At 60.0% G+C, this 12,014-nt stretch carries 14 protein-coding genes; 5 read left to right on the top strand and 9 right to left on the bottom strand.

Annotated features, from left to right (window positions below; genetic code table 11):
• Nucleotides 1-187: 187 nt before the first annotated feature.
• On the bottom strand, nucleotides 188-607 hold the full coding sequence (locus GFN93_RS02600) for an SRPBCC family protein (protein ID WP_153498865.1): 420 nt from the start codon (nucleotides 605-607) through the stop codon (nucleotides 188-190).
• Between the two features lie 205 nt (nucleotides 608-812).
• On the opposite strand from GFN93_RS02600, the gene GFN93_RS02595 reads away from it, so the two are divergent.
• On the top strand, nucleotides 813-1,427 hold the full coding sequence (locus tag GFN93_RS02595; RefSeq protein ID WP_153498864.1) for a glutathione S-transferase N-terminal domain-containing protein: 615 nt from the start codon (nucleotides 813-815) through the stop codon (nucleotides 1,425-1,427).
• A 13-nt stretch (nucleotides 1,428-1,440) separates the two neighbouring features.
• On the opposite strand, the gene GFN93_RS02590 is transcribed toward GFN93_RS02595, so the two are convergent.
• The 5 genes from GFN93_RS02590 to GFN93_RS02570 form a co-directional block, all read right to left on the bottom strand.
• The gene (locus tag GFN93_RS02590; protein ID WP_208993713.1) at nucleotides 1,441-2,097 is read right to left on the bottom strand and encodes an FMN-binding negative transcriptional regulator; all 657 of its coding nucleotides are present in this window, start codon (nucleotides 2,095-2,097) and stop codon (nucleotides 1,441-1,443) included.
• Nucleotides 2,098-2,151: 54 nt separating this feature from the next.
• On the bottom strand, nucleotides 2,152-2,367 hold the full coding sequence (locus tag GFN93_RS02585; protein WP_153498863.1) for a hypothetical protein: 216 nt from the start codon (nucleotides 2,365-2,367) through the stop codon (nucleotides 2,152-2,154).
• 25 nt (nucleotides 2,368-2,392) lie between these two features.
• Nucleotides 2,393-4,105: a gamma-glutamyltransferase gene (gene ggt / locus GFN93_RS02580; RefSeq protein WP_153498862.1), complete on the bottom strand. Its 1,713-nt coding sequence runs from the start codon at nucleotides 4,103-4,105 to the stop codon at nucleotides 2,393-2,395.
• 216 nt (nucleotides 4,106-4,321) lie between these two features.
• A complete protein-coding gene (coaD, locus tag GFN93_RS02575; protein ID WP_153498861.1) occupies nucleotides 4,322-4,813 on the bottom strand; it encodes a pantetheine-phosphate adenylyltransferase in 492 nt (163 codons plus the stop codon).
• A 126-nt stretch (nucleotides 4,814-4,939) separates the two neighbouring features.
• Nucleotides 4,940-6,007, bottom strand: coding sequence for an SDR family oxidoreductase (locus tag GFN93_RS02570; protein WP_153498860.1), 1,068 nt, complete (start codon nucleotides 6,005-6,007; stop codon nucleotides 4,940-4,942).
• 101 nt (nucleotides 6,008-6,108) lie between these two features.
• Here GFN93_RS02570 and GFN93_RS02565 point away from each other — a divergent pair, with 101 nt between their 5' ends.
• The 4 genes from GFN93_RS02565 to GFN93_RS02550 all read left to right on the top strand — a co-directional run bounded on the left by GFN93_RS02565 (nucleotide 6,109) and on the right by GFN93_RS02550 (nucleotide 8,171).
• A complete protein-coding gene (locus GFN93_RS02565) occupies nucleotides 6,109-6,492 on the top strand; it encodes a MerR family transcriptional regulator (protein ID WP_153498859.1) in 384 nt (127 codons plus the stop codon).
• A gap of 139 nt (nucleotides 6,493-6,631) precedes the next feature.
• Nucleotides 6,632-7,207, top strand: a complete 576-nt coding sequence (locus GFN93_RS02560; protein WP_153498858.1) for a DUF4334 domain-containing protein — start codon at nucleotides 6,632-6,634, stop codon at nucleotides 7,205-7,207.
• Between the two features lie 109 nt (nucleotides 7,208-7,316).
• A complete protein-coding gene (locus GFN93_RS02555) occupies nucleotides 7,317-7,769 on the top strand; it encodes a hypothetical protein (RefSeq protein WP_153498857.1) in 453 nt (150 codons plus the stop codon).
• A gap of 147 nt (nucleotides 7,770-7,916) precedes the next feature.
• A complete protein-coding gene (locus GFN93_RS02550; protein WP_208993712.1) occupies nucleotides 7,917-8,171 on the top strand; it encodes a hypothetical protein in 255 nt (84 codons plus the stop codon).
• 69 nt (nucleotides 8,172-8,240) lie between these two features.
• Here GFN93_RS02550 and GFN93_RS02545 read toward each other — a convergent pair whose 3' ends face one another.
• From GFN93_RS02545 to GFN93_RS02535, 3 genes are all read right to left on the bottom strand, one after another.
• Nucleotides 8,241-9,854 carry a GMC family oxidoreductase gene (locus GFN93_RS02545; RefSeq protein ID WP_153498856.1) on the bottom strand — a complete coding sequence of 538 codons (1,614 nt, stop codon included), beginning with the start codon at nucleotides 9,852-9,854 and terminating at the stop codon, nucleotides 8,241-8,243.
• Between the two features lie 38 nt (nucleotides 9,855-9,892).
• Nucleotides 9,893-10,426, bottom strand: coding sequence for a twin-arginine translocation signal domain-containing protein (locus tag GFN93_RS02540; RefSeq protein ID WP_153498855.1), 534 nt, complete (start codon nucleotides 10,424-10,426; stop codon nucleotides 9,893-9,895).
• 106 nt (nucleotides 10,427-10,532) lie between these two features.
• Entirely contained in the window at nucleotides 10,533-11,975 is a 1,443-nt protein-coding gene (locus tag GFN93_RS02535; RefSeq protein WP_153498854.1) for a coniferyl aldehyde dehydrogenase, read from the bottom strand.
• Nucleotides 11,976-12,014 lie beyond the last annotated feature (39 nt).

Here is a 12,014-nt window from a genome sequence, read left to right as displayed (position 1 = left end):
CCTGAAAGCCCTTCGGCCAACAAGTTGGCTTTATTCGCTACCCTCACCCTTCGGGCCAGCCTGCGCTGTTACCTCCGTTGCACTTCGGTTCCTGCCGGGAGGCAGTTTTCGTATGCTCTGGAATCCTTACCTCGCTTGGGCTCGGATCGCGAGCAGGCTCGCTCCTACAGGGAAGGCACGTTGGGGCTTACAGCTTGAGCTTCTTCAAGCCACGACGAATGCCTTGATCCAGCACGGCTTTGACTACCGGGCCAATCAGCGGCAATTTGCCTTCGAACTCAATGGTGTAGTGCAGCATGCTGCCGCCATTGCCGGTTTCGGAAAAATGCATCACGCCCTGATGATTCTTCAGCGGGCTACCTTTGCTGATCGCATAGCGAATCAGCTTGTTGGGCTCTACTTCGGTCACCGTCTCGTGGAAGGCCGGGGCCAGCGGCAGCTTCATCCAGCGAGTGGAGCCCACGCCGTTGACGCTGTCCTGGCCATCCTTGATGCGCTTGATCTTGGCCGGGGCAAAGATCAGCTCCAGGTTGTGATGGTCACTGAGAAAGTCGAACAACTTGTCCACGGAAAACGGAAAGGACTGGATGATTTCAATACGTTGCATGGTCACTCCTGGGGCGGCCCGCTTGATCGGGAAAGCCGCGCTGGCACGGCGGTAAACAGGATGTTGATTCTGCCTAATGCGGCGCGGGCGACAAGGTTAATTTGAGCCAGAGGATAGTCTGGGGAGGCGGCGACAGCAAAGTAAAACCCGTCACGGTAATCCGCTACACTGCCCTTTCAGACAAGGACCAGGAGTCACCCGCATCATGGAATTGATCGTATCACCCACCTCACCGTTTGCCCGCAAGGTGCAAATACTGGCCCAGGAGCAGGGGCTGGCTGATGACATCACGTTAAGAAAGCTGCACCCCATCGAGAATGCGGATGAGCTGGCGGCCATCAACCCATTGGGACGGGTGCCGGCGTTGCGCACGGACAACGGACAGCTGGTGGTGGATAGCTCCGTGATCTGTGCCTGGCTGGATAATCTGGCGGTGTCCCGAGGCAAGGCCACGCTGTTGGGGGAAGGGCCGTCGGCCTGTCTCGCTATTCAGCAGTTGCAGGCCCTGGCGGATGGGATCATGGAGTCGGCGTTTCTGATGGTGATGGAGCGCGGGCGTCCGCCGGCACTACAGTCGGGATTCTGGCAGGAGCGGCGGCAAGCGGCCGTTACCCGGACACTGGATTATCTGGAGAGCGGTGATGTTGAACTGATGCCGACTGACCTTCACCTTGGCAGTATCGCTCTTGCCTGTGCACTGGGTTATCTGGATTTTCGCCATGACGACATGCAGTGGCGAGCGGGACGCCCGTTGCTGACCGCCTGGTTCAGCCATTGGGAAGCGCGCGAGAGCTTCCTCGCCACCCAGCCTCCCGGTTAATAGCCCAAGGGGATCAGCTACTCCCTTCCTTGACGCTCAGGGTGTTTGCCATGTGCCGGGAAAAGGCGTCTGAAAGCGGTTCGTCTTTCAGGGCGCTCAGGAGAGAAGACCGATTGGCAGAGGGTTGATTCTGGCTGGCCTTGTTTTTCCCCTCCATGCGATGGATACGAATCTCCAGGCCCACCAGCGCGCCGGCTAACCTGTCGATGTAATCCGAAGGGGCATCGTCCACCGCCCAGGGCAGGTCCCTGCCCTGTTCCTGCTGCCTGGTGAGCTGGCGAATCTGGCGCAGTACCCACTGCGCATCATCTCTCACCCGCAATACGCCATGCACATGCGTCACGGCGTAGTTCCAGGTCGGCACCACCTGGCCATGCTCGGCCTTGGTGGCATACCAGGATGGGGTGATGTAACCCTGCGTGCCGTGGAAGATGACCAACGCGGGGTGGCTGCCGGTGAGCTGGCTGAGCGGGTTGGCGCGGGGAACGTGGGCATGGAGTTGCTCGCCCTGTTCATCACTGGCGAGCACGAAGGGGATGTGGTTCGCCTCCAGCCCATCGCCATGTTGTATCACTAAAGTGCCAAGGGGGTGCCCCTTGATGCGCGCTCGCAGTGAGTCGGGATCGTTATCCCTGAAGATATCGGGGCAATACATGACGGGGTTGTCCATCCTTCGTTTTGGTGCTTCCCTGCGCATGACGTTGCGACCCGGGTAGCTCCGTGCTCAGTCGCGCGGTGCCTCATCTTCCAGCACTTGCTGGCGTTGGCGTTGGTACGCTTCATATGACATGCCGGCCCGCTCTCTACAGGCCTCATACTCAGACAGAGGCGCGCGGTCGCATTCCTGCAACTGGTTGTGTTGCAGGTTGTCGTAAACCGCCTGGTTGCTGCATGCCGATAGCAACAGGCCAGAAATGATCAGGAGCCAGGGTTTCGTCATTGTCGTGCCCGGGAATGCCCAGTGATCATGGCAGTGTTTGCAACAGTCTTTCCATTTCGGGGTTGGATGCCTGCCCATCCCCTGCCGCCCTTACTTCTGCGCTACCAATGCCGCGGGGATCGCTGGCGGCGCTAACGGCATTGATGTCGCGGCGCCACAGGATGGCCTGCATGTTGCCGTAGTCACGGCCAGTGGAGACCACCTTGTGGCCCAGCAGCATCAGCTGTTTGGCAGCTTCGCTGCCGACAAACTCCGGTTCTGCCTGGACTTCATCGGGCAGGTACTGGTGGTGGTAACGCACGCGGCTGACCCAGTCTTCCACCGGCTTGTTGTCCGCGGCCTCCAGCAATCCCAGCATCACCATGGAAATAATACGGCTACCGCCGGGTGTACCGAGAATCGCTACCCGGTCGTCAAATTCCACGAAGGTGGGTGTCATGGAAGACAGCGGTCGCTTGCCCGGAGCAATGGCGTTGGCCTCACTGCCCACCAGGCCATAGGCATTGGGGCTGCCCGGTTTGGCAGAGAAATCGTCCATTTCGTTGTTGAGCAGTACGCCGGTGCCCGGCGGCACGAAGCCGCTGCCGAAGGGCAGGTTGATACTGAGCGTGGCGGCCACCCGGTTGCCCTCCATGTCGAGGACGGACAAGTGGGTGGTATGGAAGCCCTCTTCCACGCTCACCGGCTTGCCAAGACTGGCACTGGGGGTTGCCTTGTCCAGAGTAATGCTGGCGGCGCGCTGCTCGGCGTAGTCCATGCTCAACAGCTTATCCACAGGCATATCCACAAAGTCCGGGTCACCCAGATAGCGGGCGCGATCCTGGTAGGCACGGCGCATGGCTTCAATGGTGATGTGCGGGGTCATGTCGCCGGTGTGGCCGTTATTGAACTGGCTGAGAATATTCAGGGCATTGGCCATGACGATACCGCCGGAGGACGGTGGTGGCGCAGAAACCACCCGGGCTCCGCGGAACTGGCTGACAACGGGGGTGCGTTCCACCACCTTGTAGTCGGCCAGGTCTTTGAGGGTCCAAAGGCCGCCGGTCTGCTGGACGCCATCCACCAACTTTTGGGCCACGTCGCCCTGGTAGAAACCGTCGTTGCCGTGCTCGGCGATGGCGGTGAGCACCCGGGCCAGGTCGGGCTGGCGGATCACATGGTTACTTGGTGGCACTTTGCCATTATGTAGAAAGATGCCCGCAGACTCCGGGAAGCGATTGAGCACTTCTTCCCGGTAGCTGGCCAGCTTGCGGTATTTTTCGTCCACCGGGAAGCCGTTCTTAGCCAGCTTAATTGCTGGGCTCAGGGTGGTAGTAAGTGGCAACTTACCGTATTTCTCTGCGACATGAACAAAGGCGGCGGCTTGGCCGGGAATACCGGCTGCACTGGGGCCATTCACGGCCCAGTCGCGCATCACCTTGCCGTCCTTGTCCTGATACATGGTTGGGCTAGCGGCACCAGGGGCCGTTTCGCGGGCATCCACGAAGGTCTGGAAACCATCCTGCTCGCGATGCAGCAACCAGAAACCGCCACCGCCCATGCCGGCGGAATACGGTTCCACCACCGCCAGTGCCGCCGCCACGGCAATGGCCGCATCAAAGGCATTACCGCCCTGATCCAGAATCTCCATACCGGCCTGGGTGGCCAGAGGGTGAGCACTGGCCACCGCATTCTGACCGGGCCCGGCGGCCTGGGCGGTGAGGGTGAAGAGCAGTAGTAACGGGATCAGGGTGCGCATGGGTTTCCTCCTTGAAGGCCGGTGTGTGTCGAGCGGTGTCCGGCGTTGTTGTTATAAGAGCTGCAAGCCACAAGCTTCAAGCTACAACGCGGCTCAATACCTGATTGTACGGAAAGGGGGTGTCCGCGCCGCGAAAAATGGAGCGCGGGCACGGCGTAAAATAAAACCCTGTCCTTATCCGTGCTTTAGCTTGAAGCTTGCTGCTTGTAGCTGCTTTTATTTCTGCCGTGCCTTGCGTTTTGCTTCCAGCGCCTCGGCCACCAGCGGCGGCACGAAGTTGCTGACATCTCCGTCCAGCAGGGCGATTTCGCGGATCAGGGAGCTGGAGATGAAGGACAGATGTTCGGCCGGGGTCAGGAAGACGGTTTCCAGATCCGGAGCCAGCTGACGATTCATGTTGGCCAGCTGGAATTCGTATTCGAAGTCGGACACGGCGCGCAGGCCGCGCAGCAGGATGTTGCCTTCTTCTTCCTGGCAGAAGTGTGCCAGTAGCTTGGAGAAACCTTTCACCTTCACATTGGGCAGATGAGAGAGGACCTGCTCGGTGAGATCCACTCGTTCTTCCAGGGTGAACAGCGGGCCTTTCTTTTCGCTGGCAGCAATGCCCACCACCACTTCATCGAACATCTTGGCGGCCCGCTCCACCAGGTCCAGATGGCCATTGGTGATGGGGTCGAAGGTGCCGGGATAAATTACGCGGTTGGTCATACGGGCCTTGCCTCTGTTGCAGTCAACACTGTGCCCGGGCTCGATCCCGGGCACCACATGGCCGCAAGGATACCCCAAGCAGCCGCTGTCGTGCAGGGGCTGGGGGGGTCGGGGAGTGACCGTAGGTCATGCCGGCTGTTGCGTGCCCTGCCCTTGTTGCTGCTGGCGATAGTGGCGGGTGCTGGCGGCAATGACCGGGAGTATGCCCGGATGGGCCAGCCCCTGACCAGCCAGAAAATCCTCCGTGACGCTGGTATCAAAGCGAGTGGTCTGGATGAAATGCAGGGCCTCCGGCCAGGTATTCAGTAATCGGGGCAAGCCGGGTATCCGCAAAAGTGTGGCCAGCACCGCCATGGGCAGGAACCGTCGCGGCGGGCGTTGGCCCAGCCCTTCTGCGGCTTTGCCAAGCAGCCCTTGCAGGCTTGGCGTGTTGGTATCCAGGGCGAGTAACCGGGACGGCACGTCCTCCGCGACGGCAGCGCGGGCAATGAGCGCGGCCAGCAGATCCACAGCGACGAGGGGCAGCCAGTGATCCGGGGTACCGGGAATGGCGGCCATGCGTCCGTTGGCCAGGTTGTCAATCAACTGATAGAGCGGCTGTTGCGAATCCAGTTGGCCGCTGTGGCTGTGACCGGCCACGGTGGCAGGCTGGACCTCGACCAGGTCCAGCCCCTGTTCGCAGGCGAATTCACGTACCCGAATGGCGGCCTCCAGCTTGCTGGCCTCATAGCCCCCGGCGCGGCGATAGACTTGCTGCCATTGGGTTTGGCTGCTGTCCACGAGATCAATGCCCAGTCGGGTCAGGTGCTCATGATTTTCCAGCATGAAGCCACTGATAAATACCAGTCGTGCCTGCTGGCGGAGTGCCAGTCTGGCCACCGCCAGTGCGCCGTCCACGTTGGTACGGCGGGCCTCCTTCATCGGCAGCTGCCAGGCAAAGCGGGCGCCCAGATGAATGATCGCCTGTAGTTCGGGCAGGGGGGCGTTGAGTCCCAGTTCGGCCTGGTCCAGGTCGCCCTGCAGGGCCTGAACAAGACTACCCTGCCCACCCAGCGCATCGACCTGTTGGCGCAGCACGGCCAGTTGCTGTTGAGGTTGGCGGAGCATGGCCAGAACAGGCAGTTGTTCACGGGTGAGTTGTGCACAGACATGGCTGCCAATAAAGCCACTGGCACCGGTGATCAGAATGGTCATGAGATTCTCCTTTTCTTGAGGAAGTACTGATTTACAGACAGGCTAAGGTGTAGAGTAGACTCAAAGGTCAAGCCCCTTTTGATGCCTGTTGGAGGAGAGTCATGCGCATCGCTGAACTGGAACAGCGCACCGGAGTCAACCGCCACACCCTGCGTTATTACGAAAAGGAAGGCCTGCTGCTGGAGGTGATCCGTGGGGAGAACAACTACCGGGATTATCCGGAAAAAGCGGTAGAAAGGGTCACCATGGTCAGCCAGCTAAAAGAGCTGGGTTTTTCCCTGCGGGAAATCCGCGATCTGCTGAATGCGTTGCGCAGTGACAGTCTTGACTGTGAGCAAGGAGCCAGGCTGATGGCAGAAAAGAAGACAGCAGTAGATCAGCGCATCCGTGAACTGAAACAGGTGAGCCGGATGTTGGGCGCGGAGCAGAAGCGCCTGGAAGAGAGCGCTGAGGCGCAACGGTTGCGCGGTAATTGTACCCGCTAGGTCGTTGATACAAGCGATCCGGTCAATTCTGGTGTTTTTGGTCTATCCGCTTGCCAGACAATCACGATCTCGCGCTGGTGGTTGCCAGTCACCCCCACTAATGTTGTGGCCTCGATCATTGGCCTTCAAGGAGCTCGGCATGGGTGCTTCAAGCAAAGAAACACAGGGTATGCAGGAAATCAGTTTTGCCGCTGCGCAGGCGCAGGGGGAGGTCACCTGTGATGATGCCCTGGCCATTTTCGATGCACTTGAACCGGTGGAAACCGATTTCATGCTGGGGGCCTGGAAAGGTGAAGGGTTTGACACCGGCCATCCCATGGACGGCATGCTGGAGCGCTGCCACTGGCACGGAAAGCGTTTCGAGACCACCGAGCATGTGCATCCGCTGGTGTTTCGCAAGCGCAACGGCGAGCTGGCCAGCGTCAAGCCACTGCTGGCCATGCCGGGTCTGGGACTGCTGGATAAATGGGCGTTCCTGAAGTCCGCTGCTGTCGGCACGGCCTTCCAGATATTGATTCCGCTGTTGGCGGGAAACCGGTCTGCTGCCCGGCTTCGCATGACCACCTACCGGGGCAAGCCTTCGGCCACCATGGTGTACGACAACTTGCCGATCAACGATGTGTTTCGCAAAGTGGATGAAGACACAGTGCTGGGGGTGATGGATTTGAAAGGGATGAAGAAGCCGTTCTTCTTTGTGCTGCGTCGGGAAAAGTAACGCCAGGCGCGTGATGCTTGATCCCAAATGCTGAAAACAACCCTGGGCCAATCAAACAAATACTGAAAAATCTGTCACACTTTTGCTGAGTATTTCTCGGGGGAACCGGATGGATCAGTGGGCACCACAGTATTCCCGCCATGAGCGGCTCAAGCTGCTGGCCTTTCATGGGGCCTGGGCGTTGCCGTTGTTGCTGGTGACCCAGTTGGTGTTTTTTCCCTGGTTTGAAACCTTCGTTGAGACGGCCCCCTGCCGTCAGCTGGGCCCGTTCAGTGCGATGGAGCTGGTGATCTACGGCATCTTCGTGGGCCTGCCTGGTAGTTTTGTTCTGCTCGCTCTGGCCATTGAAGGAAAGCATAGCCTGCGGGTGTGGCAGCTGGCCCAGCACCCGCTGCCGAACGAAAAAGTGCTCAAGCCCACCCGCTACGTTTACGGTCGTCGTGCACGGGTTCGGCCTGTGCTGTTCCTGCTGGTGATACTGTGTGTCGCTGGCTTAACCGTGCAAGGTGTGTTCTGGGCCGGCGAGTTTCTGGTGCAAATTGAGCCTGTGGAGGGCTGTTGAGCGCCAGAAAACCTCGAAAAGGTTGCTGCAGCAGATCTGTCCTCAAGAACACAGAGCCCGCCCCCAGCGGGCAATTTGCACTAAGTCGCAATGTGTTGTTTTCCCCTTTGCTACTATCCTGCCTTTGTCAGGGGGAAGGAGCTTGCCATGTCGCCAGTTCAATGGGCGCTCACCGGCGTGTTGCTGGTGGCGGTGCCGTTTGGGCTCAGTCTGTTGGGCAGCGGTATTGCCGCGCTGAAAGGAACCCGGCTGGATGCCGGTAGTGCAGAACCTTGCCTGTTGCTTGGCGTGGATATCAGCGGCCTGCTTTACACCCTCTTCATGTGCTATTGGCTGGTGCTGTTGACTGCGCCCGTGGCCATGGGCTGCCTGATCTGGGCGGCCATCAAGGCCTGGTGGTAGCCAGCGGCGTTGTGCTGTTTCAGGGGAGGGAGTAAGGGCTGCCTGCCCGAAGGCAGACAGCCGGGCCGATCAGGCGGTGAGGGAATCCGCCAGGGCGGTGGCATTGCGGGCGCTCATGCCGTAGATGGTCAGCTGCGGGTTGACCCCGAGGCTGGTGGGGAACACAGAGCCATCGATGACATAAAGACCATTGAGGTGCTTGTAGCTGCCGTCGCTGTTGACGGTGCAGCGCTGGTCGTCCTGACCCATGGTCAGGCCACCCATCACATGGGCACTGCCGAGACCGGTGATGGTCGGTGCGTACTCCAGGTTCTCGATGCCGACCCGGGCTTCTTTCCAGTTCTTGTAATAGGGCGCATGGGCATGGCCAGGGCGCACTCTCTTTGCGCCAGCAGCAAACTGCATTTCCAGCATGCTCAGGTGAGCCTGCTTGGTGCCTTCGAGCAGGTACTCGTTGACCGGGTAATCCAGCAGCGGCTCGCCGTTGTCGCGCAGTTCCACCGTGCCACCCACGCTGTCTTCGTGGAAGCCATCGCGCAGCAGGGCAATGGAGGCGGCCAGGTTCGGTAGCAGTCTGGCGTCATCAAACGCGCTTTGCCCGTAGCCACCCACCAGGGCGGTGTTCAGGCCGGGGTGCATGGGCATCATTTCCAGCTTGAAGCCAGCAGGGCCATCCACGCCGCGCTTGAACACGAATTCGTCGGAGTACATGGACTGAGGCGCGCCGTAGTAGGGGGCGATTTCCTTGTCATAGATGCCGTAGGCGAAGTTGGTGGGGTGCAGGAAGGTGCGGGTACCGACCAGGCCGTGGGGATCCGGGGCGCCGGAACGCATCAGCAGGGCCGGGCTCTGCATGCTGCCGCCCGAGGTGACCACCACGCGGGCTTTGAGCGTCAGTTTGGCGCCGGTGGGGGTCTTGTCATCCTTGAGCGGACGCACGTTGACGCCAGTGACGGTATCGCCCTCAATGATCAGGGTGTCGGCCTGGGCACTGTGGATCAGGGTCGCGCCGCTGCTCAGGGCACCGGGTAGTGTGGTGACCAGCATGGATTTCTTGGCATTGGTGGGGCAGCCCATGCCGCAATAACCAATATTCCAGCAGCCACTCACGTTACGGGGGATGACATCGGCGTGCCAGCCCAGGGAGTCACAGCCGCGTTTGAGCACATCGTTGTTGGCATTGGGGGGCATCAGCCATTTCTCGATGTCGAGGCGCTTTTCCATGATGTCGAACCAGGGGTTCAATTCTTCACGGCTGAGACCTTCCACCGCAAACTGGTCACGCCAGAAGTTCAGGGTCTCATCGGGGGTACGGAAGGAGCTGGTCCAGTTCACCACGGTGGTGCCGCCAACGGCACGGCCCTGGAGAATGGTCATGCCGGCGTCCTTGGTGGCACGCATGGCTCCTTCCTGATAGAGGTCGCGGTAGGCCGCGCCTTCGTCCATGTCGAACTGGTCGGAGGTTTTCAGCTTGGCTGCTTCCAGCACGATGACCTTGAGGCCGCGCTGGCTGAGAATTTCGGCGCTGACACCGCCGCCAGCACCACTGCCAACGATAATGACGTCAGCTTCCAGGGTGCGGTTGTCGGTAATGGTGCGCCCGTCGATCACGTTCCAGCCGTTTTCGGCCGGGTTTTTCCACGGGTCTTGTACCTTGATCTGGAGTGTTGTCAGGTCCTGCATGTCGATTCCTTGTTCTTGTGTGCGGGCGCGTCAGCGGATCAGGCGAGCACTTTGGCCGGTGGGCCAGGGTAGCCTGTGGTACTGGCGGCGGCCGGTTTGACATACCAGGCCATGAACATGGGTTGGGTGAGCCCCTTGATCGCCATGCGGGCAATGCTGTTGCTCTTGGCCGCCCAGGCATCCAGGGTTTGCAGCAGTTGCTCTTCGCTTTGCTCTGCAAAGTGTGCCCAGGTACCGGTGAGGAACCAGCGGGCGGCACCCAGCTGCATCAGATCAAGTAATTGAAAGAGGGTATCGCGGGTGCCGGGCATGGCCCCTTCGAGCAGGTCGTCATAGGCTTTCATGCCGTCGGCAGCGGTGGCGCCAGCAGCAGCCAAGGCGGGGCCAAGCACCGCTCCCACCAATGGGGTCAACAGATCCACGTCCTGTTGGCGGAAATGACGATAACCCTGGGCGGGGCCATCATTGCTGGAACATCCGGAAAGCAGTGCGACACCGGAACCGGTTGCCAACAAGGCAGCACCGGCCGTGCCCAGCTTGAGAAAGCCGCGGCGGTTAATTCCCTGGTCCATAAAGGTTCCTATTCTTGTTCTGACTAGCCTGCTGCAAGCATTGAGCAGGTAAAGGCCGACCACAAGCCCGTCTTTGTAAACGGGCTGTGGTGAGGCCGGGTGGTGCTTACTTGATCATGTGTTTTTGAATCAGCTTGTGCATGCCGCGACCATAGGGCGGCAGGATGAAGCGGGTGGCGTTGAATTTGCCTTTCTTGTAAATGCCCTTGGCCTTGGAGAAGGTCTTGAAACCTTCCGGGCCGTGGTAGGCGCCCATGCCGGAATCGCCAACACCGCCGAAGGGGATGTCATCCACGCCCACATGGGAGATGGTGTCGTTGATACACACACCGCCGGAGTGGGTGTTCTTCAGCACATAGTCGCCGTTGGCGCTGTTCCAGTCGAAGTAATACAGGGCCAGCGGACGGGGGCGGTCATTCACGTAGTTGATGGCATCGTCCAGGGTCTTGTAGGGCACCACGATCATCAGCGGGCCAAAGATTTCGTCCTTGGCGATCTGCATCTCCTCGGTCACGTTCAGCACCAGGGTATGCGGAATCTTCTGGCTGTTGCTGAAGTCTTCGTTGGCCGGGTTGATTTCAATGACCTCGGCACCCTTCTCGCGGGCATCCTTCAGGTAGCCGAGCAGGCGCTGCTGCTGACGACCGTTAACGATGGACGTGAAGTCCGGGTTGTCGAGCATGGTCGGGTAAGACTGGGTCACCTGGGCTTTCCAGGCGTCCACGAATTCCTGCACGCGATTTTCCGGGCAGAGAATATAGTCCGGGGCCACACAGGTCTGGCCGGAGTTCAGGCACTTGCCGAAGGCTATCCGCTCGCAGGCGTCCTTCATGGGGAAGTCCTGCCCAATGATGCAGGGGCTCTTGCCGCCCAGCTCCAGGGTGACCGGAGTCAGGTTCTCGGCAGCAGCGCGCATGATATGGCGGCCTACCGCAGTGGAGCCGGTGAACATCAGATGATCAAACGGCAGCTGGGAGAAGGCCTGGCCCACTTCCACCTCGCCGTTGAAGATGGCGACCTGGTCTTCCGGGAAAGATTCGCCGATCAGTTTTTCCAGCAGTGCGCCCGCTTTCGGGGTCGCTTCGCTCATCTTCACCATCACCCGGTTACCGGCGGCCAGGGCGGTAATGATGGGCACCACGGCCAGCTGAATCGGGTAGTTCCAGGGCACGATCACCCCGACGACGCCCAGCGGCTGGTATTCCACCCAGGTCTTGCCGGGCCAGCTCAGTGCACTGACGCTACGCTTGCTGGGCTTCATCCACTTGCGCAGTTTGCGGGTGGTGTACTTGAGGCCTTCAAGGGTGATGAGGATTTCTGCCAGCCGGGTTTCATCGGCTGCACGGTTGGTAAAGTCCTCGTTGATCGCCTGGACCCAGTCGTCGGCGTGGTTGGCCAGCAGCGGGCGAATCCGGTTGATCAGCTCGATACGCTGTTCGGCTGTCGGATAGGGGTGCTGGCGGAACGCAGCCTTCTGGGCAGCAAATACGCGCTTCATGCGCTCGATGTCGGTGTTGCTCTGATGTAGCTCTTTCACTTCGGCGACCATGGTCTTCGCCTCCCGAGTATGTTTGTTATGTAAGATAGG

The organism is Alcanivorax sediminis (genome assembly GCF_009601165.1).
GTDB lineage: Bacteria > Pseudomonadota > Gammaproteobacteria > Pseudomonadales > Alcanivoracaceae > Alcanivorax > Alcanivorax sediminis.
The sequence above is the reverse complement of the archived record's forward strand: the minus strand, read 5'-3'. Positions and strand labels throughout refer to the sequence as shown.